This is a genomic window from Acinetobacter tjernbergiae DSM 14971 = CIP 107465 (genome assembly GCF_000374425.1).
Lineage (GTDB): Bacteria > Pseudomonadota > Gammaproteobacteria > Pseudomonadales > Moraxellaceae > Acinetobacter > Acinetobacter tjernbergiae.
Genome location: NZ_KB894356.1, coordinates 99234 through 124383, shown reverse-complemented (window position 1 = coordinate 124383; position 25150 = coordinate 99234). Strand labels below are relative to the sequence as shown.

The following is a 25150-nucleotide window of genomic DNA, read 5'->3' as shown; positions in this document are numbered from 1 at the left end:
TTATCAGGTAAATGCCTTACCATGTCAAAGCATTTTTACACCTATATAACAAAGGTAAATTCAACATGAACGAAACACAACTCGAAAACCTTTGCCTCGATTGGTTCTTAGAAAATGGCTGGGAAGTCGTTCATGGTATTGATATTGCACCCGATAGCAGTAATCCTCTACGCAAAGACTATAAACAGATTTTAATCGAAGCTGATTTACAGGCGGGTTTTGAACGCTTAAATCCACATTTGCCTGTGAGTTGTTTTGAGCAAGTTTTACAAAAGCTGAATCAACCTGAAAGTTTAGACCTCGTCACCAACAACCGTGCTTTCCACCGTATGTTATTGGAAGGTGTACCTGTCACCTATAAGAAACAGGACGATTGGGTACATGACCATGCTTTTTTGCTCGACTTCAACCAAGTTACTAATAATCGTTTTGTGGCGATTAACCAATTTACGATTTTAGGGACAAAGCAGCCACGACGACCTGACATTATTTGTTTTATTAATGGCATACCCTTTGCTGTACTCGAACTAAAAAGCCCAACCGATGAAAATGCCGATATTTGGGATGCGTTTAATCAACTACAAACCTACAAAGAAGAAATCTCCGATCTATTTGTTTTTAATGAAGCTTTGGTGGTAAGTGATGGCATTACAGCTCGGGTGGGTTCATTAACAGCAAGCCAAGAACGTTTCTTGCCGTGGCGTACCATTAAAAATGAAAATGATAAGCCTCAGTTAGAATGGGAACTTGAAACGCTTATTCGAGGCTTTTTTGATCGTGAGTTATTCCTCGATTACATCCGTTTCTTTGTGCTATTTGAAACTGATGGTGAGCGGGTCATTAAAAAAATTGCAGGCTATCACCAGTTCCATGCAGTGCGTGAAGCTGTTCAAGCCACCATTGCCGCCGCTAATCCTACAGGCAGTAAGAAAGCAGGCGTGGTTTGGCATACCCAAGGTTCAGGTAAAAGTATCTCGATGTGTTGCTATGCAGGCAAGCTACTTCAACAACCCGCTATGCATAACCCGACATTATTGATTGTCACTGATCGTAATGACTTGGATGGACAACTATTTGAAACCTTTAGTCAAGCACAAGAATTATTAAAGCAAACGCCAGTACAAGCCAATAATCGTGATGAGCTGAGACAACTCCTTGCTGAACGTGAGTCGGGCGGAATTATTTTCACCACGGTACAAAAGTTTGCTTTGCTTGATGAAGAAACTGAGCATCCATTGCTGAATGGTCGGCACAATATTGTGGTGATGTCTGATGAAGCCCACCGTAGCCAATATGGACTCAAAGCCAAACTGTCTAATGATGGGACGTATAAATTTGGCTATGCCAAGCACATGCGTGATGCCTTAAAAAATGCGGCATTTATTGGTTTTACAGGTACGCCTATTTCCAGTGAAGACAAAGACACTCGAGCTGTCTTTGGTGATTATGTTTCGATTTATGATATTCAAGATGCGGTCGAGGACGGCGCAACTGTACCAATCTATTATGAATCCCGCTTGGCAAAATTGGATATTAATAAGGCTGAAATCGAAGAACTATCTGATCAAGTTGATGAGGTGGTGGAAGATGAGGAAGATGTCGGTAGTCGTGAAAAGACCAAAGGGGAATGGAGTCGCTTAGAAAAATTAGTGGGTGCGACCCCACGCCTGAAACAGATTGCTGCGGATTTGGTGACGCACTTTGAAGACCGTACTGAAGCCACGGCAGGCAAAGGTATGATTGTGACCATGAGCCGTGAAATCTGCGTGCATTTGTATAATGAAATTATTGCTCTGCGCCCAGATTGGCATGATGATGACCCGAAAAAAGGAAAAATCAAAATTGTGATGACGGGTTCAGCATCGGATAAGCCATTGCTACAGCCTCATATTTACAATAAGCAAGTGAAGAAAAGCTTAGAGAAACGTTTTAAAGATGTGAATGACCCTTTGCAGTTAGTGATTGTGCGTGATATGTGGCTGACAGGTTTTGATGCACCGTGTACCCATACCATGTATATCGACAAACCAATGAAAGGGCATAACCTGATGCAGGCGATTGCTCGTGTGAACCGTGTCTTTAAAGACAAGCAAGGTGGTTTGGTTGTTGATTATATTGGGATTGCCAATGAGTTAAAGCAGGCATTAAAAACCTATACAGATGCCAAAGGAAAAGGCGAGCCAACTTTACGTGCGGAAGAAGCTTATGCTGTGCTTGCTGAAAAAATGGATGCCATTCGTGGGATGTTTGCCAAGACCAATGACCAAACTGGATTAGACTTAAGTGGTTATGAAACGCAAGCACATCGTTTGATAATTCCAGCAGCCAACTATGTGCTGAGTCTAAAAGATGGCAAAAAACGCTTCTTGGATTTAGTACTTGCAGTCAATAAAGCCTTTTCATTGTGTGGTACGTTGGATGAAGCCAAAACATTGCATAAGGAAATTGCGTTTTATTCAGCCATTAAAGCAGTCATTAGTAAGCATACTTCTGTGGATCGTAAATTATCACAAGCAGAAAAGGATAGTACGCTTAAACAAATTCTGGATAATGCTGTTGTTGCTGATGGTGTGGCAGATGTATTTGCGCTATGTGGTTTAGATAAACCAAATATTGGTTTACTGTCAGATGAATTTTTAGAAGATGTTCGACAAATGCCATATCGTAACTTGGCGGTCGAATTATTAGAAAAATTATTGAATGATGGTATCAAGGCAAAAACACGGAATAATCTCGTACAGGAAAAACGTTTTTCAGATCGTTTGCAGGAAACCCTAAGAAAATATAATAACCGTGCGATTGAGACCTCTCAGGTGATTGAGGAGTTGATCCATATGGCGAAAGAGTTTCAAGCCGAAATGGAACGTGAAGCTTCGCTAGGTTTGAACCCTGATGAAATTGCTTTCTATGATGCCTTGGCAAATAATGAAAGTGCGGTGCGTGAATTAGGTGATGATACGTTGAAACAAATTGCTCGTGAAATCACTGAGAAATTGCGTAAATCGACAACTGTGGATTGGCAAGTTCGAGATAGTGTACGTGCTCAGCTTAAAATCTTGGTACGACGTACTTTACAGCGTTGGAAGTATCCACCTGACAAAGCGGCAGAGGCTATTGAGTTAGTTATGAAGCAGGCTGAAATGTTATCGAATGCTTGGACAAGTTGATATAAGGTTAAGGAGCAGGTTGTTCTGTTCCTTATTAAGGGCTTGGATTGAAAAATGATTTTTGATGTCATTTTTAGAATTCATCAGCAACTGATCAAGTCACCGTACATGATACCGATCAAGCTATCGTACAATATGGCGATCATGTTCAACGTCTTGTTTCGGCCATGGGGAAAAAAGAATATAGTTTGACAGAACTGATGTCTTTACTTGGATTGTCTCACCGTCCAACATTCCAGCAAAATTATCTTAATCCAGCGATAGAAGTGGGGCTGATTGAACGTACCATTCCAAACAAGCTAAAAAGTCCAAAGCAAAGATATAGATTGAGTGTATAAAACTAGATGGCTCAAACCCATATGAGCGACTGGATGACCCACTATGCCTATACAACGCTAAATCTGCTACAATTGCGCCAATTTTGAATTCCCACTTTTTCGGTTATGTACACATTTGGAATTGTGTACATAATTGTGTACATAATGTAGATTTTTCTCATGTTTAAAGACGAATTAACTAGACAGGTAAAGGCTCGTAGGACTTTTGCTATCATTTCCCACCCCGATGCGGGTAAAACCACCATGACAGAAAAACTATTGTTATGGGGTAAAGCGATTCAGGTTGCGGGGATGGTAAAAAGCCGTAAGTCTGATCGTGCGGCAACATCTGACTGGATGGAAATGGAAAAAGAACGTGGTATTTCGATTACAACGTCAGTGATGCAGTTTCCTTATAAAAAGCACACCATTAACCTTCTCGATACACCGGGACATGAAGATTTCTCGGAAGATACTTATCGTACTTTAACGGCGGTCGATTCTGCATTAATGGTGATTGATGGTGCAAAAGGTGTTGAAGAACGTACCATTAAATTGATGGAAGTGTGTCGTATGCGCGATACACCGATCATTTCATTCGTCAACAAAATGGACCGCGAAATTCGTGAGCCATTAGAGTTACTCGATGAAATTGAAAATGTTTTGAAGATTCGTTGTGTCCCACTGACATGGCCTCTAGGTATGGGTCGTGACTTTGCAGGCGTATATCATTTACTTGAAAATAAACTTTATGTTTATAAAGCGGGCTTCGGTTCAACCATTACCGATATTGAAGTACGTGATGGTTATGATCATGCTGATATTCGTGAAAAAGTGGGTGAATTAGCTTGGGCATCTTTTGAGGAATCACTTGAACTCGTACAAATGGCAAATGAGCCACTTGACCGTGAGTTGTTCTTACAAGGTAAACAAACGCCTGTACTGTTTGGTACGGCATTGGGTAACTTCGCCGTTGATCACGTGCTTGATGCATTTATCAACTGGGCACCAGAACCTAAAGCGCATCCAACTCAAGAACGTATCGTAGATGCCAATGAAGAAGGTTTCACAGGTTTTGTATTTAAGATTCAAGCCAATATGGATCCTAAACACCGTGACCGTATTGCCTTTATGCGTATTTGCTCAGGTAAATATGAAAAAGGTTTGAAAATGAATCATGTGCGTATTGGTAAAGATGTGCGTATTAGTGATGCATTGACTTTCCTTGCTGGCGAGCGTGAGCATCTCGAAGAAGCGTGGCCAGGCGACATCATTGGTTTGCATAACCACGGTACCATCCAGATCGGAGATACGTTCACCAGTGGTGAGAAATTACATTTCACGGGGATTCCACACTTTGCTCCTGAAATGTTCCGTCGTGTGCGTTTACGTGATCCTTTGAAATCTAAGCAATTACAAAAAGGTTTGAAAGAGTTATCTGAAGAAGGTGCAACTCAGGTATTCATGCCACAAATGAGTAACGATCTCATTGTTGGTGCGGTGGGGGTGCTACAGTTTGATGTGGTCGCTTATCGTTTGAAAGAAGAATACAAAGTCGACTGTATTTATGAGCCAGTGAGTGTGCATACTGTACGTTGGGTGCATTGTGATGATGAAAAGATTTTCAATGAATTCAAGAAAAAAGCACATGATCAATTGTCTGTTGATGGTGGTGGTCACTTAACTTATTTAGCACCAAGCCGTGTAAACTTGCAGTTGATGCAAGAACGCTGGCCAGATATTCAGTTCCGTAATACACGAGAACACTAGAATCTCCCTTGCGGAGCTTTAACGCTCCTCACCCATCCTTATAAAAGAGGGGCTTTTTCATGAGTTCTATCATTATTTAGATTCGTGATGCTCCTCCCTTTTATAAAGGGTGAGCTGCGGTTGTAGCAGCGTAAGGGAGGGATTAAAATAAAGGATGATGAGATGAATACTTTAAAACCACTTTTTGCTGTCAGTATAATGATTGGAATGTTGGCTTTAACTGCTTGTGATCATCCTAAGCAAAAGGACAATAATTCAGAAAAATCAGCAGCCGAGCAGAGCGCACACGCCGAAAAAGCAGAGGTTTTACCCTACCTCAATATGCAAGAAGCTAAGGCAGATTACGCACTACCATTCTGTGAAAAGAAGAACTGTATTGATGTAGATATTCAAACCATTAAGACCCAAGATGAGTGGCTAAATGGTTGGATTGCAAAAAATCAGGCCAACGTCATACAGCAGCAGATTGAGCAGAATAAAAATCTAACGCTTCAACAAGCCGTGAATGCCTATGTAAAAAAGTCTGATGAATGGCAAGATAAATATTCAAAAAATAAAGCGTATGAGTTGCATGTCAGTACACGCATTGCATCACAGCGCAATCAATATGTCTTGTTGCAGGTTGGTGTCGATGCCCAACAAGAAGATATTGCGGTTAAAGACCGTTTCTATTTCTTTGTAGCAGATCGTAAGTTACAGAAGAACCTTACCATGCTTGATGTCATACAAAAAAATCAGCAAAATCTCTTGAATGATATTATCCAAACGCATTATCAACAGTGGATTGAGAAGCAATCTTCGGAAGTTAAAAAACAAGTACCGAAAAAATTGTATTGGGGGCAAGCAGACTGGTTCTTTGATGGTGAAGGGATTGGCTTACATTATCGTGCCAATGAAATCAGTAAAGATGCGCCACAGCTGGATATTTATTTAACAATCGAACAAAGTAAACAAATCTTACAACCTGAAATTTATCAACAAATGTTTTAGTCTGTGTAAGGCAAAGTTTTCTGAATTTCGTATAGAAATTGCATGTGCTTGTAGCGGTTTTGCATGAAGTTCGATAGCATCTAAAAATCTTGTGTAATAACAATGTGTATAGGTTTCAGATGAAAAAAATTTATAAATATAGCATTCTTGCTTGTGCCATTTTACTTACAGCATGCCAACCGAAATCAGAACCTAAAACGCCAGAGGATAAACCACAAGATCCACCTGTTGCACAGCCAACAGAACCCACTTTACGTGGCGAAACCGTCAAATTACAAGTGACGCTGCCTGAGTGTAAGGGCAATACTTGTCCTGATTTTACCGTTGAACGTTTGCAAACCAATTTCCCATTTATTGATCAATTATTGGATCAGCAGATTCTAGATCAACTCAGTAAAATACTCGATGTGGTTGGTGCTGGTGATTCGGCTGCATCAAGCCCACAAACCAATGAACAAAAGCAAAGTTTAGATATCCAAGCTCAACGATATGCCAATTCATTTATCAAGATTGATGAAGAGCTGAAGGCTTTGAGCAGTAGTCATCAAATCAGTTTGATGATTAAGCCAAAGATTTTACAACCGAAAGGCAAGCTCGCAACTGTGGTATTGAATAGCAGTAGTTATCTCGGAGGGGCACATGGTTCAACATCGCAACGTTACTATAACTTTGATTTAGCACATCAGAAGCAAGTACAATTGCATGATCTATTGTTGCCAAAACAAAAGGCAAAATTGGATAAGTTGGCACATGACGCGTTTAAAGTCTGGATTGTTGATGCCAAGCTTGCGAATAATCCTGAAGAATATGAACAGGCATGGCCGTTCCAAGTGACCAATAACTTTTTATTGGGAGAGCAAGGTCTAATTCTGCAATATGGTGAATATGAAATAGGTCCATATGTGGTGGGCTTACCGCGGTTGGTGATTCCATTTAGTGAATTACAAGGTGTGTTAAAGTCTGAGTATTTGCCAAAAGTGGATACCGCAGCAGCTTCTACACCTGTTGCAACTGATACCCGTAAAAGTTAATGCAATTATTTGATACTCATACTCATTTTGATGTTGCCGATTTTGATGCTGATCGGCAACAATTGGCTTTACACGCCAAGCGAGTAGGGGTCGATGCGCTGGTCTTAATCGGTTTCTTGGAATCGAGATTTGATGAACTCATCCAGACGCATCAGCAATTACAAGAGTGGGAAAATGTCCCTCAGTCTTATCTTGCACCAGGTTTACATCCTTTTTATATTGAGCAGCATCAACAGGCACATTTACTGCGACTTGAACAGATTTTGCAGCAACAGGACTGTGTTGCCATTGGTGAAATCGGTTTAGATACTTTTTTAAAACAGCACAAACACCCTGAATTATTTGCCAAACAACAGCATTATTTTATTGAGCAACTGGAACTTGCCAAGCAATATCAAAAACCTGTGTTATTGCATATTCGCAAAGCACATGCAGAAAGCATTGCCATTTTAAAAGCGCAAAAGTTTAATTTAGGCGGCATCGCCCATGCATTTAGTGGTGGCGTAGAAGAAGCCAAAGCACTGATCAAGCTAGGTTTTAAAATTGGGGTCACAGGACAAATCACCAATCCGAATGCGAAAAAACTGCATCAAGTGGTACAAGTCATCGGTAGCGAACATTTGGTGATTGAAACCGATTGTCCTGATATGACGCCGTTGTGCTGTCAAACGTCAACGGAGCATCGCACCCGTAATACCCCTGTGAATTTACCTTATGTTTTGGAGGGGTTGAGCCAAGTTCTTAATATAGAATCTGAAAACTTGGCTCAAAAATTATGGGAAAATAGTATTCAAGCCTTAAGTTTATTCGTTAATCATAGGGATATTTAAGATGAGTTGCTAAATCCTCGGCATTAAAAATAGTCTCTAATAGATCCATTCTTTGTTTAAAATTTAGGATTTCATTTTGATAACGAGTATTTTTCCATAGTGGGAATTGCTTTTTCAAATTGTTCGCAACACAGTAATCACCTACCATGTTTAAAGCCAGACTGATAAATAAATTGCGTATATCAATTGCTTTTTGCGTAAAATCATCCAGCACTAAATAGTTCAATGCCTGATGACGCATTTCATCAATCATATGAATCAACCATTCTTTGGCTTCTCTAGATGTTTGAGATTGTATTTCTGGAATGCGAATAAAATTTTGATTTAAATCTGAAATAAATCCTTGATTGGCAATAACTTGTCTATATTGTGCTTCGATATTTAAAAATTCTGGGCTTTTGGATTCAGGAATGAAAAATTTGGCAATATTTTCACATGGCGTTTGCAGAATTTTATTCAGTTCATCAAATTTTTCGGGGTGGGCTGCAAAATAAATTTCATTTCCGCCCCAACCCTCATTATCACCAAGACTATAAATAACCTTATTTGTTATATTAAAATATTGTAATATTTGATGAAATACAGCCATGATGGATGGTTGATTCACCCAATCTCTGCCCATAAAAGCATAAATAAAAAAATGATAATATTTTTCATTATATTGGAAATAGAAATCTTTAATACTTTGCCATTCTAATTGAGGGTTAACTTGATTGAAGTGAATAATTTGGTCGTTTGGAATATTCGATATATCTTCATCATTCCAAAACCATTTAACTTTATACGGGAAAAAGTTATTGAATAATGCTATATAGAATGGTTCATCACCTCTAGGATTGTACATTAAAAAATTTTCAGCTTCATTGTCTGGAAATAAAGCATTAGGAAGGACAGGATAATCAGGGTTGAATACTTTATTTGAAGGAATGGCTTCGGCATCAATCAACATTTGAAAGATTTGTTCTGGTGTTAAACCTTGTTTTTGCCATTTTAAAGCACATTTTTCCCATTTGCCTAATAAATCAAAATATGAGTCAGGTACATTAAAATCTAATGAATGAATTATCTCAGTAAGTTCTTTATGCAGATGTTTTTGTTCGCTAAAGTGGTCTATACATTGTTCTAAACCATCCAATAATGTGTGTTCTAATTGTTGGTGTTGGAGTGAGTTTAAATCATAAAATTTTAATATATGAGCTAAATATCCAATTGGAGCCGCATTGACATAATCATTAGCATCAACTTTAAGCATCCGTTGAATCATTGCAGCAATTGCATCAATGACAGAGTTAATAATCTTTTGTTGTATTGCAATATCTTTACTATAATTATGTAAAGGTTTACAGGCTTCGTAGCACCATTGAGTGCTTTGTAATGCCAATAAAGTTTCATCTAAACTAAAAAAATCGGTTTGTTTAAATAAATCATAACTATAGACGAAACCGTTATTACTAGAACAACTGCCCCAACGTTGATTTAATGGTAGCGTGAGTAAATTATGGGTGAGCTCTTGCTTGAGAGAATGCTGTTGTTGGAAAGTTAAGAAATATACTAAAATTGATTCAAAGCGAATCGCAATATGTAAATTTTGATTTTCAATAATCTGATTTAAAAGCTCTTTGGTTTTTGTATTTGGTAAATAACGTAAAAAATCAATATAACCTTCGATTGTATTGGCTTGATGATTTTGTAGTGCATGAAGATAAGTTTCAGTAAAATAGGGCGTTGGTTCTTTTAATAAATCACTCAGTATAAGCTGCATAATCGTAGCAATTTTTTCTCTAATGTCGAAATTTTCGCTGCGTTCTGCCCAATTTTTTAGATCATGATAAATATTATAACGATAACCTTTTTTAGTAAACTCTAGTAATTTATCCAAAACTCCATAATCTTGATTATGCCAATAACTACATTGGATAAGTTGTTGGATCAGCTTGGTACTCTCTATAGTGACGTATTGACAAAGATAAGTTGGGATTTTTTGAAAACTAAAATAAAATAAGCAACAGGCATTAAATAAAGATTCAAATTCTAAAAAATAACTAGGAATATCTTGATATTTTAGATGTTGAAGTAAAACCTCTTCAAATTTCTCTAAATCCAAAATATCAGGATATTTTTTCTGAGGTTCTTTGATGTAACTGATAAATGCACTGCGATGATCAGGTTCTTGTAAAAGTAAAAAATTTAAAATTTTGCTAATGTCTTGTTGTTGATGATGGTAGTTTTTGACTAATAAGCTATAAAATTGAAAATAAGCATAAGGAGCTTGATTATGCTCAATCCAGACTAAAAAATCAGGGTCATCAATATCAAACTCAGAAAGAAATTGATTAAATTCTTCAAGCTCAAATTCATTTTTCCAGTCAGTAAATCTTAAAAAAGATGGTTGTGATGACATTCTAAATTAATCCCGTAAGTTTTTGTTTTGTAAATTATTAATTCTGAAAATTAGCATAATAAAAATATGTAAACAAGAGATGAGTAAGCTTCTAATCGTTCCATTAAAAATAAGATAACCAAAAGGGAACACACTCTTTTCTAAACAGGCTTACATTAAAGGAAGAACATCATAATAAATAAACTCGCCAATACTGGGAGGGTAACCGAATGGCCAGATATAGCAAAATCAATAGTTTCAATGCATTACAAATGCTCAGGGTGGGTACAAAATCCTATCAAATTTTTAATCTCCCTCAAGCCGCTCAAACACTAGGAAATATTGATCGACTCCCAAAATCATTAAAAGTTTTACTCGAAAATTTACTTCGTTTTGAAGATCAAAAAAGTGTAAAAGTAGAGCATATTCAAGCCTTAGTCGATTGGCAAAAAAATAGAAGCTCAGATCAGGAAATTCAATATCGACCTGCACGTGTATTGATGCAGGATTTCACAGGTGTTCCTGCGGTGGTTGACCTTGCTGCTATGCGTGCTGCAATGGCTCAAGCGGGTGGTGATCCAAACCGTATCAATCCCTTATCGCCAGTCGATTTGGTGATAGATCATTCTGTGATGGTCGATCATTTTGCCGATGATAATGCCTTTGTTGAAAATGTCGAAATTGAAATGCAGCGTAATGGTGAGCGCTATCAATTTTTACGTTGGGGACAATCAGCATTTGATAACTTTAGTGTTGTTCCCCCAGGTACGGGAATTTGCCACCAAGTCAATTTAGAGTATCTGGCTCAAGCGGTATGGCTAGGCGAAGATGAGGGGCAAACTTTTGCTTTCCCTGATACTTTGGTGGGAACAGACTCACACACCACCATGATCAATGGATTGGGTGTATTGGGCTGGGGTGTCGGAGGAATTGAGGCTGAAGCAGCAATGCTAGGGCAGCCTGTATCCATGTTGATTCCAGAAGTGATCGGATTCAAGCTCACAGGGAAACTGCATGAAGGGATTACCGCAACAGATCTAGTGTTAACCATTACCCAAATGCTGCGCCAGAAAGGAGTGGTGGGTAAATTTGTCGAATTCTACGGCGATGGTTTGGCGGATTTACCTTTAGCGGATCGTGCCACCATCGCCAATATGGCACCAGAATACGGTGCAACCTGTGGTTTCTTCCCGATTGATGAAGTGACTTTGGCGTATTTGGTACTGACAGGTCGCCAACAAGATCGAATTGATTTGGTCGAAGCCTATAGTAAAGCGCAGGGCTTATGGCGCAATGTAGGCGATGAACCCGTTTTTACCGATACACTGAGCTTGGATATGACGACTGTTCAGGCAAGTTTGGCAGGCCCTAAACGTCCACAAGATCGTGTTTTGTTGTCAGATGTACCGAAAACTTTTCACGCACTGATGGAACTAACGCTAAAGCCCGCCAAAGAGGCGAAAGAGCGTTTGGAAAATGAAGGCGGCGGTACAGCGGTCGAAGTCAAAACTGCAAATCTATCCAATCCAAGCCCTTCTTGTATGATTAATGGAAAATCTTATCCACTCCATGATGGTGATGTGGTGATTTCTGCGATTACCTCATGTACCAATACGTCTAACCCGAGTGTCATGTTAGCCGCAGGACTCCTCGCTAAGAAAGCGATTGAAAAGGGTCTACAGCGTAAACCGTGGGTGAAAAGTTCGCTTGCCCCTGGTTCTAAAGTGGTGACTGACTATTTGGCTGCGGCAGGTTTAACGCCGTATTTGGATGAGTTGGGTTATAACCTTGTCGGTTATGGCTGTACCACATGTATTGGTAACTCTGGGCCTCTGCCTGAACCGATTGAAGAAGCGATTCAGTGCCATGACCTGAATGTCGCTTCAGTTCTTTCAGGTAATCGTAATTTTGAAGGGCGTGTTCATCCTTTAGTGAAAACTAACTGGTTGGCTTCACCACCTTTGGTGGTGGCTTATGGTTTGACAGGCAATATCCGTACAGATTTAACGACGCAACCGATTGGTCTAGGGAAGGATGGGCAAGCGGTCTATTTGAAAGAGATTTGGCCAAGTCAGGCTGAAATTGATCATGCGCTACACAGTGTAAATACAGCGATGTTCCATAAAGAGTATGCAGCCGTATTTGCTGGTGATGCAGCATGGCAGGCGATTCAGATTCCTCAAAGTCAGACCTATGCTTGGCAAGATCATTCGACCTATATTCGTCATCCTCCGTTTTTTGAAAAAATTAGCCAGCCACCGAAACCGATTCGCAATATTGAACAAGCCCGTATTTTGGCTGTGCTCGGAGACTCAGTGACCACCGATCATATTTCTCCAGCGGGTAATATCAAGAAAGATAGCCCCGCTGGACGCTATTTACAAGAACAAGGCGTGGAAGCCAAAGATTTCAACTCTTATGGATCTCGACGTGGCAACCATGAAGTGATGATGCGAGGAACTTTTGCCAATATCCGCATTAAGAATGAAATGTTGGGTGGCGACGAAGGTGGAAACACGATCTATATTCCAACAGGAGAAAAGTTGCCGATTTATGATGCTTCTATGCTTTATCAGCAGCAACAAACGCCATTAATTATTATTGCGGGTAAGGAATATGGCACTGGGTCATCCCGTGATTGGGCGGCCAAAGGCACGAATTTATTGGGTGTAAAAGCAGTGATTGCCGAAAGTTTTGAACGAATTCACCGTTCCAATCTGGTTGGTATGGGGGTATTGCCATTGCAGTTTGTGGATGGACAAAGTCGCCAATCCTTAAATTTAACAGGTCGTGAAGTGCTCTCAATTCATGGATTGTCCGATGATATTCAACCGCATCAAAGTTTGAATATTGACGTATTGCGAGAAGATGGTAGACAAGATCAGTTTAAAGTGTTGTGCCGAATTGATACTTTGAACGAGGTCGAATATTTTAAAGCGGGTGGTATTTTGCATTATGTACTGCGCCATTTAATTGCGGCTTGATATAAATCGAATAAAGCTCTGTAGGTAGCAGGGCTCTATTCTTATTGGGATGAAATCTCTCTGCCTACATTCAATCCAAGGTCATATTCAGGTAAAATAAACACGATTTTACCAATTTTAGATGTACGCATGACTGATCTCCAAAATGATGAATATGACCGCCGTTTTGCAGGTGTTGCCAAAATTTATGGAGAAACTTCATTTGCACATTATGAGCAAAGTCATGTCATGGTCATCGGGATTGGTGGTGTTGGAAGCTGGGCAGTTGAAGCATTAGCACGTACAGGCATCGGTGAATTAACACTGGTTGATATGGATGTGGTGGCTGCATCGAATATTAATCGTCAATTGCCTGCGATGAGTTCGACACTTGGACAAGAAAAAATCGAAGTCATGGCGGAGCGTTGCCGTCAGATCAATCCAAGAATGAAAGTGAATGTGATTGATGACTATCTCACCCCTGAAAATGTCAAAGAAATCTTAAATCCAGTTCCAACGATTATTCTCGATTGTATTGATGACGTTAAAGCTAAATTTGCTTTGATGCTGCATTGTCGTTTTAACAAAATCCCGTTGATTGTTTCGGGAGGGGCGGGTGGCAAACTTGACCCATTGAAAATCCGTGTCGCAGATCTATCTAAAACTGAACAAGACCCGATGTTGGCAAAGCTACGTACACAGCTACGCTCCAAAGGTATTTGTAAAAAACCAAAAGAAAAGTTTGGGATTACCTGCGTGTATTCGATTGATAACCCATTTTCTAGTGCTGAGGTTTGCCCTAGTGCTGGATTACGTTGTGGTGGCTATGGTTCAGCCGTAGTGGTTACTTCAAGTTTCGCGATGGTGGCTGTAGCCGAAGTACTGAAAAAGATAGATAAAATAGGGCTTAAATCCTAACTTAATTTATTAAGCCTGTGAAGATTGCGGTGCTAAACGGTAGTAGCTATAAGTCACATTTTGGTCATTATAAACATCATAGCTCGTTTGCTTAAAATCAGAAACCCATTGCGAGCCTGTAAAGCCAGCGATATGCCCATAACGGTGTTTCTTGGTACGATGAATAATATAGATGTCGCCAGGTTTGGGGTTATTAAAATCAGGGGTAATTTGCTGATAACCGATCTGTTGTAAGGTGCGCCCCCAGTCTGATGCAGCAATAGGATGCTGAACAATATTTGCCCCTGCAGATTGCAAGGCAATTCTGACAAATTTAGCGCATTGTGATGAGCTACGATAAGATGCTCTACGTGTAAGTTTTTGCGAAAATTTACTGACATCAATTGAGCTTGATATTGGTAATTTGGGTGTATTTCTCGATGCCACAACCAGTTGTTGAGAAGGCATATGAATCATGCTGTGATCAATTGGGGGGACGTCGTAAATCATCTAAAATCTCTATTACATCTTAAAAATAACCAAATTCATGCCAGATTCTTGGCGACGGACATGGTAAGCGATAAATCTTAAAAAAACTTAATCGCAATGTAATAACATAACTTTTAGCGAGCCACAGATATAACTTAGCGCACAATTCACATAAAGAATCTTTTTTATTTTCAAAAGCTTGAGGTTTATTTAGTTTTGATAAAATGAATTGTAAGATTATATTTCTTTTTAAGATGAAAAGTGGTCATTCTAATGAGTTTGCTTTATCGGATGTTTCTGTTATAAATTATTGTTTATTAATGTGATAACGAAGAAATAAGTAAAAATGATACGTTCTGCCAAGCCTTCTGATATTGATGAAATTGTTGCATTAATTCAGCCATATATCATCGATTTTGCAATAAGTATTGAAGGTGAAGAAAAATTTAATCGCACAATGATCGAAAAATTACTCGAAATGCCAAGTATGCAATATTTTGTTTTTGAGAAAAATGCGCAGTTGATTGGTGTCATTGCTTATAGGCAACCAGCCCATTTAATTCACTTCTTTGTGCATAAAAATTTTCAACGACAAGGAGTGGGTAAGCAGATGTGGCAATTTGTGGAAAATAAAATCAAAGAAAATAATTCAAGTGTCACGGTCAATTCAAGTTGTTATGCTCAAGCAATCTATGAAAAATTTGGATTTACCACCATCTCATCGGTCATTGAAAATGGTGGACTACGTTATATTCCGATGCAGAAAAGCGATCTTTAAAACATCAACTTAGTGTTGATGTTCTCTCACATAATCTTCTGTTCGTTGCATCGCCACTTGGATGTTTTGAATTGAATGTTCAATATCAGAGATGGTTTTTGCATTCCCGCCACTGAGCGCTTGACGCCATTTACGTGCGCCTGGTAAGTTTTGGAATAAACCAAGAATATGGCGCGTAATAATTGAAAGTGGGGCACCTTCCGCAACACGCTGATGAATATAGGGCAGCATTTGTTGCATAATATCAAAACGATTAGGTGCTTCTAAATTCCATAATTGCCCCATTTCCGCCAATAAATAGGGATTGTGATACGCTTCACGACCAATCATCACACCATCGACATGTTGTAGATGTTGCTGTGTTTTATCAAAGGTCTTGATTCCACCATTAATCTCAATCGTGAGCTGAGGGCGTTCTTGTTTCAAACGATAGACATCCTCATAACGTAAAGGTGGAACTTCACGATTCTCTTTTGGCGATAAGCCTTGCAAGATGGCAATACGCGCATGCACGATAAAGTGTGTGCAGCCTGTCGTTGCCACCGTATCAACAAAATGCAGCATTTCTTCATAAGACTGCATGTCATCAATGCCGATACGATGCTTCACTGTCACAGGAATAGAGACTACTTTTTGCATACTGTGAATACATTCAGCAACTAAATTAGGTTCTGCCATGAGGCATGCACCAATCTTATTATTTTGAACACGATCACTTGGGCAGCCTACATTTAAATTGACTTCGTTATAGCCCCAGTCTTCAGCCATTTTTGTACAGGTGGCTAATTCTTCTGGATTTGAGCCACCTAGCTGTAAAACAATCGGGTGTTCTTGTTGATTAAAATCTAAATGGCGATTTGCACCACCATAAATAATCGCACCTGTAGTCACCATTTCGGTGTACAACACAACATTGGGATTAAATAGGCGAGCAAAAAAACGGTAGTCTTTTGTTGTCCAATCCATCATCGGGGCAACACTGATGCGAGGTTCTTTAGTGTTATCAATGGTTTTTTCAGTAATCATATTAAAAAACATACCTTTACAGTGTTGCTGATTTTGATCTATTTCGATTTTTTACGCCTCATTTCGCACCATTAATTTTGAAATTTACACCAAATTACGCCATTATGATCTTTAGAAAGAGATAAGGCGTAAATTATGGGAACAATTTCACAACGCAAATTGGCGGATGGAACAATACGCTTTCGTGCTGAAATTAGAATAAGCCGTAAAGGCCTTGCAAATTTCAAAGAGAGTAAAACGTTTAATTCAATGCGACTTGCCCAAAAATGGTTAGCAATGCGTGAAGAGGAAATCGAAGAAAATCCAGAGATTTTATTAGGCAGATCGGATGTGACCAACATCACTTTAGCCAATGCCATAGAGAAATATCTTGATGAAGTTGGCAATGAGTATGGTCGTACTAAAACCTATTGTCTTCGCCTAATTCAGAAATTTCCAATAGCGCAATATATTATCACAAAAATAAGGCCAGCCGATATCTCGGAGCATGTTGCTTTGCGTAAGGGTGGTTATGCAAAACTGGATTTAAAGCCAATAGCGACAAGTACGTTGCAACATGAGTTATTGCATATTCGTGGCGTATTGTCTCATGCCTCAGTCATGTGGGATGTAAATGTTGATTTGGCAGGATTTGATAAAGCAACGGCACAATTGCGCAAGACTCGACAAATATCTTCAAGTGGTAAGCGTGATCGCTTACCTACAACGGCAGAGTTAAAAAAACTGACAGAATACTTTTATCGAAAATGGCAAAAACCTGTTTACAGCTATCCCATGCATTTGATTATGTGGTTTGCAATATTTTCATGTCGTCGTGAGTCAGAAATTACTGAAATGTTATTGGCTGATTACGACGAGGATAATGAAGTGTGGAAAGTACGGGATTTAAAAAATCCGAATGGCTCAAAGGGTAATCATAAAGAATTTAATGTATTAGAACCTTGCCGAAAAATGATTGAACTTATACAAGTGAAGAGTGTAAGAAAACGTATGCTGAATCGAGGATATGATAAAGATCTTTTCATTCCGCTCAGTCCTAAAACGATTGGTAGTGAATTTAGAAATGCTTGTAAAATCTTGGGAATCGATGATTTACGTTTTCATGATTTAAGGCATGAGGGCTGTACCCGCCTTGCTGAGGAAGGTTTTACAATTCCTCAAATTCAGCAAGTGAGTCTACATGATTCTTGGGGGAGTTTGGAAAGATATGTATCTGTGAAAAAAAGGAAAAAGACAATAGAGTTAGATGAAGTGTTACCCCTCATTGGTGAAGAGTAACATGATCTTGAGCAGCATATTTATACTGTTGATCTAGGACATTGGCTAGATCCTTTACATGAACAAAGTACGGGGCTTTTTGGCTTTTATCTAATCGGAAGCAAGAAAATGGGAAATCCTGATTTCTTGCTTTTTCTAACATTTTTACTTTACTGAGATGAGGGTAGTAATCCTTGACTACATCATCTAGTTTTACTGTCGTGCTGCGATAGCGCATAAATAAGTAGTCAGATGTGGAAAGTTGAAGAGCACTATTCATGAATTGATTCCTGTCATTTCGGTTGATGTGCTCACTGTAAATTTACTTAGTATTAGAAAGTAGAGCAGTACTTATGTGTAAAAAAATATTAGCATTATCCTGTTGTAATATTTTGTAATATAAGGAATTAAATAATTATGGATTCGAAAGTAATTTCAGATTTAGCATTGCTTGAACAGAACATTCTTGAGAATTTTTGTTACTACTATCAGTGTAATTTGGTGGCAGAATTTGGAAATCCATTATATGCAGCAATCAAAGAAAAAATCATGCTCCGAATGAAAGAAAATGATTTTCGACTCAGTGAGCAAGCATTAAGTCTGATAGAGGCGAGTGGTGATATTAAATCAATTCCTTTTAAGCCTGACCAAGTTTTCGAACTTCTATTGCAGATTAATAGCTTAAGAGAAGATATGGAGCAGTTGAAAAAGACGCTCCAAAAAAAACGTTACTCAAATATTTTAATGGCGTATGTCGATGTATTGGGGGGGAGGTTATATTTAATTTACAATACGACGCTTGTAAGGCAAGCTAAAGCAACAAAAGCAGCGATGGCAAGTCATACAAAAAACTTGTACCCAAGACGAGAAATAATATGCAGAGTTTTACGTGAGCAGGTAGCTCAACGTGGCCGTAAATGGGAAAATCCAAATGAGGCTGTTACTTCAATTATTCCTATATTGCTCAAAGAGTTTGAGGAATATGATGTCATTTGGATTGAGTCTGAAATCACCCGTATGCAGGATGAGCTTAAAAAACTTGAACAATATGATGCACTTATGTTTGAACCACGGTCAGATAATTCAATAAAACGTAAAAAAGTATCATCAGTTGTAAAAGCTAAAAAAGTAAAAAAACTTCAAGATGAACTTAAAAAACTAGACAGTATCCTTCACTCTAAAAATCCTTCAGTTATGCTGAAGGATCAAGAATACAACGTGCCATATAACAACACTGCCTATTTGGATGAAACGATCATCCATTGGTTGAGGGGGCAGCCTGAAATATTGGAGGAAATTGTGTTGAGTAAAAATCAGCATATTTTTAATTTAACTGTTACCAATAAAAATGGGTAACGGTCAGATTAGGTCTGAGTTAGTACATATAAGTAAAGATAATCATATTTCATTGATCACCGAAGGTTTCGAATGAAATTTGATTGAGGGATGTGTATTTGATTTGCTCCAGTTGAATATCCTTTTGTATTTCCTTTAAAAATTTGAGTTTTAATTTCTGAATTTCACTAGCGTCCTGAAGAGGGGTATTGGTTAATTCATTAATGGTAATTTTACTGTTGATTAATTCATTAATGAGATGGTTTTGGATGACCTCATCCTGTTTTCGTACCTGAAGCTGTTTAATATAAAGCATTTTATCTAGGGCTTTGATGCGTTGGTTTAATTCCTCAATAATTATGTCTTTTTCATATAATTTTTGCTTATAGGGCGGTGGGAGCGTTTGCTTTGCCTCATACGTATTCATTAGGAATTCTAGACATTCTGCCTCAGTTTTAAGTTTGAGTTTTTCAGTCAATGTCTCCATTCTTTTGGCTGTATATGAGGTTAGATAAAATTGCTTTCTGACATTGCTGTAATTTTTTCTAGAATACTTGAAATTTCTAAATCTATTTTTCAAATCAACAAAATATTCTTCATTGATTAAAAGCACCCATTGATTCGTTATTTCTGCTACGAGTAAAGGGTGGGTCATGGTTTCGATGGGCTGAATTTGCAATCGTCCATCAGGAAGCTTGGCTATCTGTAGTAGTGCCTGCTCTTTGTTACATTCGTGCTCTAGAAACAAGGATTTTAGTGTTTGATCTTTCTCAAGCCATTGCTGCAATGTCAGTTGTTTTCTTGCCATTTTGATGTTTTATGATGTTAGAAATTCTAATGCAATTATAGTTTTTAATTATTATAAAATAAACATTTTCCAATAAATTTAGTAAACGTTTATTGGTTGTAAAATTATTTTATAGTAAATATTTGTGCCTATCTAAAAATAATTCTAAAATTTACTGATGGGAATATTGAATGAATAAAAATGTATGGATGAAATGACAGAAGAGCATAACCAGCTCATTTTTAATTTTAATGAGTTATCACCTCATGGATTAAGTTCCTACGCTAGACTGGTGCTGATTAAATTTATTAGTCTCTTTGGTGCACAAAAAACCAATGATTCATTGTTGGAATTGTCTAAAAAGATAGGTATACAACATAAAAAATTAAAATTGGTATTGGAGGAGTTATCAGGCTTTGGGATATTGGAGTTTTCATATCCAGAATCAGGTCGGCGAGCAAGAGTCAGAACCATACAGCTGAATTTAGATTATTTAAATCAGTTATTGAATAAAGTTAATCAACATGAAACATCACGTCATAGATATGTCCGCCTTAAGAAGGCGATTAAGCAGTTTGACCTTTTAATGATCATTTTTATCAGCTTATCACAGGTTAAAGTGACTAATAAAATGCTTGAGTTACAACCATGGCAAAGTTTGGACTTTAGAGTATTACTCACATTACTACATCTTACCCGCTCATGTGATGCTTATGGGGTGATACGTAATATAGGTACAACACAATTGGTTGCTAAAACAGGGTTAAATAAGCAAGCAATATTTGATTCGATCTGCTTTTTGAAAAAGATAGGTCTGCTTCGGGTACATGTGCATGGGACGATCAATAACAAATTTATAAAAAATATAACGCCAATCTACGTGTTGAATTTATCTCATACCTTTTGGGGCAATCATGCTCGGTATGGTCGGTTTTATATATTGGAAGCCAGTGAAAGACATCATTTTGAAATAAAAATGATTGCTAATATTTTTACGGTAATTTCTGAGCAGGTGCAGCCGTTGGATTCTGACAACTCACGCGATCTCAATCATCTTACGAAATTGGTTCTTAAGCGTCTTGATTCAGATAAAATCAATATTATTACTGGAATAATGATTGAGCGTATCCAGTCTTCATCACAAGTTCAGGAGTCGATTTCTAGTTTCATTAAAGAATGCCTAATTCATTATTTACAATTACAACAATGCCATCAGGAACAAGGAGATTTGACAGTATTTGCAAAAGTGTTCAAACAAGCATCAATCAATAAAAAGAAACAACATATCAAATTGAATGATTTGGATTCAAATTTGACAATGATGCAATGTTATTTTGAATCATGGTGTTGCAAACTGCTTGATCAGCGAGGTTTACGTCAGCAGATCATACAAGGTTCACTCTTATATGGTGTGGATATTTTAAATCGAACTACAATTGAAAAAGATATTTATCCTTTTGTCTTTCAGGAAGAATACAGTTTGGAATTGATTACAAATCCTGACTTAATCAAAAACTACGACCCAGATGTGGACATTCAGATACAGATTCAGAAGCTAGAGAAGCAGGAGCAACGGTTCATCCTAGAATTCTTATTATTTTGTTTGAATTTGATTGCTAAAAATCAGATTTTACCATTTTTAAAAAGTACACGAAGATTCAGTCATGTAGCAGGCAAATTTTTTCAAATTATACCAAAAGTCGAGTCGCAGAAAATGTATAGTTGTATCTATGTGCCCGATTCAACACTCAATAAAGATGAGTTTTTTCTGATCGATATCCCTCATCCAATTCGTGAGAAAGAGGAGGAATATTCAAACGAGGACTATTTGCTGAAATTCACTGAACCTAGTATTGATGACATGAAAAAATATGGATTGCTGGATCAGTTTTATACAGCAGGAACTGAATTGCTGAACAGGAAAAGTAGCGTAACTTTAGCCTAAGCAAAACTCCCATAGATCGCTTGTTGTTAGTGGACTCATCTACGAATCTATCGGAACTACATGATAGACCTCTTAACAGGTAAATTATATTATTAACTACAAGTAATATATATTAATAATATAAACAATATCTTATCTAGCTGCTTAAGTACAGTGAGTTACTTAGTTCAGTATAGCCCATACCCAAATGGGCTATAGACAATATATAAATTACAATGAGTTAAAACATTCTAAATTATCCCTATAGTATGTTTCAAAGTATATGAGCATATTTAGTTGAGCAGGATGACCACAACATCCTGCTACAGAATCTTGATCAGTAAAATTTTACATCTCACTCTTAGATATGAAGCTTATATTTCAAGAGAAAACCAATGTCCCAGAATAGTCCATTAGTCAATGAATCCTCCATTCTTATTTCAATTGAAGATTTTTTAATTAGTATCAGTCATGAGCAATTCGTTGATGATCATAATGAGTTCAAACGAGAATTATTAGAAGCGGTAGTATTGTTTAAGCAGATTTATAGATTCGATCTTAGCTACTCTAGAATTATCAATGTTTTCAAACGAGTGATTATCCTTGTGGATTACATCATGGAAAAACTAGATTTTCATATTTATGCAGACATCCTACGGTTTGAACTCAATCACATTTTTTATATCCAAGGCATGATTGAGCATGAAATGAAAAGTGCTGTTCAAGATATTCATAAATTTAAATATCAAGAACGAAAAAATCAAATCAAATTAGAAGGATACTTAAATAAAATACTCAATCATTATTCTAGGTTGCTTTTTGTACGAGTGGATGTGGGAATATTTCAAGAGCATCAATCGAATTGGGATGTTGAAGACGTTCATCGGGCTTTGGAAATACTACGAAATAGAATGTCGAACAAAGATACTTGCTTTCGTGGTTTACAAGGGTGTGTTTGGGCCTTCGAACAAGGCGTAAAGAAAGGCTACCACTGCCATTTATTGCTTATTTATGATGGTAATATGCGTGACGGCGATGAATGGTTAGGAGAGGAGGTAGGTCTGTACTGGCAACAGTGCATCACTAATCACCAAGGGAGCTATTACAACTGTAACCGAACAGAGAATAAAGAAAAGTTTGAGGTCAATGATTTACTTGGTATAGGAATGATTCATCGAAATCAGCCAAAACAAGTCGAGAATGCATTTCGAGCAGGTATGTATTTGGTGAATCCGAATAAAGTAGAGCAACGTTTACGTGCCAAGACATCTCCTAACATGAAGTCATTTGGAATCAGTCAGTTTGATGTGGAATGGCGTCGAGGCATTTAAAAATAAGTCATTATTATATTGAGAATAGAGAACACTATAGATTGTCGTGTTCTCTATATCGTGCAGACTGATATCAAAATGTAAGACTTAAACTCCCTTGATCTGTAATGATTTCAGCTTCAAGCACTTGATCACCCTTACATTTCAGTAAATATTTTACTGTACCGCTATAATTCAAAGTCACAGGCAGTTTGCTATAAAAATCACCTGTACTAAAGCCACAGCGACCATGGTTAATCTTTAAACTTTGTAAGGTAAACGGTTGCTCATTGGTGGATTGAATTTCCAAAAAGTAATCTATTGCACCAGGCACATTGAATGCAGATTGAGACTCCTGAGCGGTAATACGACCACGGGCACTGATTGATGCAACATCATCAATAGCAGCCTCTTCCTCGTCAAGCGGAATATCAGGAAGTTCCTGAGTAATGTTTGGATCAAGCTCGGAGTTCATCATGGCTTTTAAAACATCAGGATGGTCTTGCCAATGATCAAGATAGGTCTGTGCCTCTTTTTCATAAGCAGGCAAATACAAATGACCTGAATCTACAATGGCTTGCATATCATTCAATCTAGCTTTGACTGCTTCCTCGGTGTAGGGTGCATAAATAGACTCAGATTTAGTATGCTGTGCAGCAGTACTGGCAGACTCACTCGAAGTATCAGTCTTTGCAGATTGATTACCTTGACTGCATGCCATCAATAGGGAACACAGGGCAATGGTTGAAAGTAGAGATTTCATGATTGCGCTCCCTTATAATTTTGGACGAATAACAACGAACCAGATAAATAACAGGATCAGAATACCCCCTACAATTTTACCGACGACTGGAAACATTACCGCAGGCCAAACAAAGCCCTGTCCAATATTGTAGGCAAAAGACTTGTAGTTATACTGCCCCCAAAAGTGTTGATAGATTGCAAAGAAAAAGCCAATCACTAGATAGACGCTAATCAGACCTGTTTTAATATTTGAATTCATTTACTTTCCCCCAGTTGCAAATTTTGCCAATGCAATAAAAATTCCCATCACGATCATAAAACCAATGAAGGGCAGACCCAGTACACAAACCACAGCGATGATGCAGATAATGCCTGCTAGTGTTCTCATCGCTACTCCTTCATGCACTGATAGGACACGTTGACCATATCCATCTGGAAGGATTCAGTTTGTTGCAAGGTATAGATATTTTCTTTCAGTCCATCCTCACCATATTTTTTTTCAAGTTTGTCGTAGATGCATGAACAGGTACTGCCATCAATACCTCCTGTTTTGCAGCCACTAATAAATTGGCGTTCTGTTTTACTGGCACAGCCTGCTGTCATCATGACAAGTGAGATGAGTGCAAACGAAGTAAGTGTTTTCATCGATTCCCCGAATTATTATTTTGATATTTGAAGTGTTATTTATTCCATAGCATCTGACTGAATAACAGACAGGACAAAGCAACTGACATCGCCTGAGCTTTCAGATCAATCAAAAATATGGAATGTGTGATGAATGCCTATGGCAAGGGGAGTTGTCTGAATGGCTTCAGGGAAAACAACAAAGATAGATAAAACTGAGTCATGGCGACTACTCCTGTATGTATTAAGAAGCTCTACCAACTTACTGCTAAATAATGGTGGCAGAACGAAAAGGGGTTAGCAGACTGGACATACAGAACCAGCACGCGCGGACGCGTCCCCCTCCCGTTCTACCGCAAAGGGGGACGAGAAGGTTTTACGCATGTGAGGAATACTCAGAAGAATATGCCCTGATGCGCTGTATGAAACGGTCTGCTAAAACCGACTGACAATGTAGGTCAGCAGTTGAATGATAAAATTACTGTAACAGTTAGTCAATTCAGGAATTTAAAACAGCCGAATTAATGTGAT

Annotated in this window: 21 protein-coding genes and 1 pseudogene; 13 read left to right on the top strand and 9 right to left on the bottom strand. The window is 38.1% G+C overall.

Annotated elements, in window-relative coordinates; all coding sequences use genetic code 11:
* The first annotated feature begins 65 nt into the window (after positions 1-65).
* The 6 genes and pseudogenes from C502_RS0104210 (at position 66) to C502_RS0104190 (ending at position 8105) form a co-directional block, all read left to right on the top strand.
* Positions 66-3167: a type I restriction endonuclease subunit R gene (locus tag C502_RS0104210; RefSeq protein ID WP_023274534.1), complete on the top strand. Its 3102-nt coding sequence runs from the start codon at positions 66-68 to the stop codon at positions 3165-3167.
* Between the two features lie 77 nt (positions 3168-3244).
* Positions 3245-3505, top strand: a pseudogene (locus tag C502_RS18740) (Fic family protein); the annotation flags it as partial.
* A 159-nt stretch (positions 3506-3664) separates the two neighbouring features.
* Entirely contained in the window at positions 3665-5254 is a 1590-nt protein-coding gene (locus C502_RS0104205; RefSeq protein WP_023274533.1) for a peptide chain release factor 3, read from the top strand.
* Positions 5255-5416: 162 nt separating this feature from the next.
* Entirely contained in the window at positions 5417-6244 is an 828-nt protein-coding gene (locus C502_RS0104200; protein ID WP_018677599.1) for a hypothetical protein, read from the top strand.
* Between the two features lie 119 nt (positions 6245-6363).
* Positions 6364-7275 carry an RsiV family protein gene (locus C502_RS0104195; RefSeq protein WP_018677598.1) on the top strand — a complete coding sequence of 304 codons (912 nt, stop codon included), beginning with the start codon at positions 6364-6366 and terminating at the stop codon, positions 7273-7275.
* Positions 7275-8105 carry a TatD family hydrolase gene (locus C502_RS0104190; protein ID WP_018677597.1) on the top strand — a complete coding sequence of 277 codons (831 nt, stop codon included), beginning with the start codon at positions 7275-7277 and terminating at the stop codon, positions 8103-8105. Before C502_RS0104195 ends, C502_RS0104190 begins: the two co-directional genes overlap by 1 nt.
* On the opposite strand, the gene C502_RS0104185 is transcribed toward C502_RS0104190, so the two are convergent.
* Positions 8086-10506, bottom strand: coding sequence for a hypothetical protein (locus C502_RS0104185; RefSeq protein ID WP_018677596.1), 2421 nt, complete (start codon positions 10504-10506; stop codon positions 8086-8088). The two genes, C502_RS0104190 and C502_RS0104185, sit on opposite strands and share 20 nt — an antisense overlap.
* Positions 10507-10715: 209 nt before the next feature.
* Here C502_RS0104185 and acnA point away from each other — a divergent pair, with 209 nt between their 5' ends.
* Together acnA and C502_RS0104170 are read left to right on the top strand one after the other, a co-directional pair.
* The gene (acnA, locus tag C502_RS0104180; protein WP_018677595.1) at positions 10716-13469 is read left to right on the top strand and encodes an aconitate hydratase AcnA; all 2754 of its coding nucleotides are present in this window, start codon (positions 10716-10718) and stop codon (positions 13467-13469) included.
* Positions 13470-13598: 129 nt separating this feature from the next.
* On the top strand, positions 13599-14366 hold the full coding sequence (locus C502_RS0104170; protein ID WP_018677593.1) for a tRNA threonylcarbamoyladenosine dehydratase: 768 nt from the start codon (positions 13599-13601) through the stop codon (positions 14364-14366).
* A gap of 9 nt (positions 14367-14375) precedes the next feature.
* Here the strand turns inward: C502_RS0104170 and C502_RS0104165 are convergent, their stop codons facing one another.
* Positions 14376-14855, bottom strand: coding sequence for a CHAP domain-containing protein (locus tag C502_RS0104165; protein ID WP_023274532.1), 480 nt, complete (start codon positions 14853-14855; stop codon positions 14376-14378).
* A gap of 325 nt (positions 14856-15180) precedes the next feature.
* Here C502_RS0104165 and C502_RS0104160 point away from each other — a divergent pair, with 325 nt between their 5' ends.
* On the top strand, positions 15181-15612 hold the full coding sequence (locus tag C502_RS0104160; RefSeq protein WP_018677590.1) for a GNAT family N-acetyltransferase: 432 nt from the start codon (positions 15181-15183) through the stop codon (positions 15610-15612).
* Positions 15613-15621: 9 nt separating this feature from the next.
* Here C502_RS0104160 and dusA read toward each other — a convergent pair whose 3' ends face one another.
* Positions 15622-16638: a tRNA dihydrouridine(20/20a) synthase DusA gene (gene dusA, locus C502_RS0104155; protein WP_018677589.1), complete on the bottom strand. Its 1017-nt coding sequence runs from the start codon at positions 16636-16638 to the stop codon at positions 15622-15624.
* 135 nt (positions 16639-16773) lie between these two features.
* On the opposite strand from dusA, the gene C502_RS0104150 reads away from it, so the two are divergent.
* Positions 16774-17916 carry a site-specific integrase gene (locus tag C502_RS0104150; RefSeq protein WP_004818947.1) on the top strand — a complete coding sequence of 381 codons (1143 nt, stop codon included), beginning with the start codon at positions 16774-16776 and terminating at the stop codon, positions 17914-17916.
* Here the strand turns inward: C502_RS0104150 and C502_RS0104145 are convergent.
* Positions 17900-18175: a pyocin activator PrtN family protein gene (locus C502_RS0104145; RefSeq protein ID WP_004818949.1), complete on the bottom strand. Its 276-nt coding sequence runs from the start codon at positions 18173-18175 to the stop codon at positions 17900-17902. The two genes, C502_RS0104150 and C502_RS0104145, sit on opposite strands and share 17 nt — an antisense overlap.
* Positions 18176-18312: 137 nt before the next feature.
* Between C502_RS0104145 and C502_RS0104140 the strand changes: the two genes are divergently transcribed.
* Positions 18313-19251, top strand: a complete 939-nt coding sequence (locus C502_RS0104140) for a hypothetical protein (protein WP_004818951.1) — start codon at positions 18313-18315, stop codon at positions 19249-19251.
* Between the two features lie 49 nt (positions 19252-19300).
* Here the strand turns inward: C502_RS0104140 and C502_RS0104135 are convergent, their stop codons facing one another.
* Positions 19301-20038 (bottom strand): hypothetical protein, encoded by a 738-nt coding sequence (locus C502_RS0104135; protein WP_004818953.1) that lies wholly within the window; start codon positions 20036-20038, stop codon positions 19301-19303.
* 184 nt (positions 20039-20222) lie between these two features.
* On the opposite strand from C502_RS0104135, the gene C502_RS0104130 reads away from it, so the two are divergent.
* Entirely contained in the window at positions 20223-21962 is a 1740-nt protein-coding gene (locus tag C502_RS0104130) for a hypothetical protein (protein WP_004818954.1), read from the top strand.
* A 374-nt stretch (positions 21963-22336) separates the two neighbouring features.
* A complete protein-coding gene (locus tag C502_RS0104125; RefSeq protein ID WP_004818955.1) occupies positions 22337-23272 on the top strand; it encodes a YagK/YfjJ domain-containing protein in 936 nt (311 codons plus the stop codon).
* A 73-nt stretch (positions 23273-23345) separates the two neighbouring features.
* On the opposite strand, the gene C502_RS0104120 is transcribed toward C502_RS0104125, so the two are convergent.
* From C502_RS0104120 to C502_RS0104105, 4 genes are read right to left on the bottom strand one after another with little or no spacing between them, the layout of a single operon-like run.
* Positions 23346-24014 carry a hypothetical protein gene (locus tag C502_RS0104120; protein ID WP_018677588.1) on the bottom strand — a complete coding sequence of 223 codons (669 nt, stop codon included), beginning with the start codon at positions 24012-24014 and terminating at the stop codon, positions 23346-23348.
* 12 nt (positions 24015-24026) lie between these two features.
* Positions 24027-24254 (bottom strand): hypothetical protein, encoded by a 228-nt coding sequence (locus C502_RS0104115; RefSeq protein WP_004818957.1) that lies wholly within the window; start codon positions 24252-24254, stop codon positions 24027-24029.
* Positions 24255-24383 carry a hypothetical protein gene (locus tag C502_RS19630; RefSeq protein ID WP_018677587.1) on the bottom strand — a complete coding sequence of 43 codons (129 nt, stop codon included), beginning with the start codon at positions 24381-24383 and terminating at the stop codon, positions 24255-24257.
* Positions 24384-24385: 2 nt separating this feature from the next.
* Positions 24386-24640 carry a hypothetical protein gene (locus C502_RS0104105; RefSeq protein WP_004818958.1) on the bottom strand — a complete coding sequence of 85 codons (255 nt, stop codon included), beginning with the start codon at positions 24638-24640 and terminating at the stop codon, positions 24386-24388.
* Positions 24641-25150 lie beyond the last annotated feature (510 nt).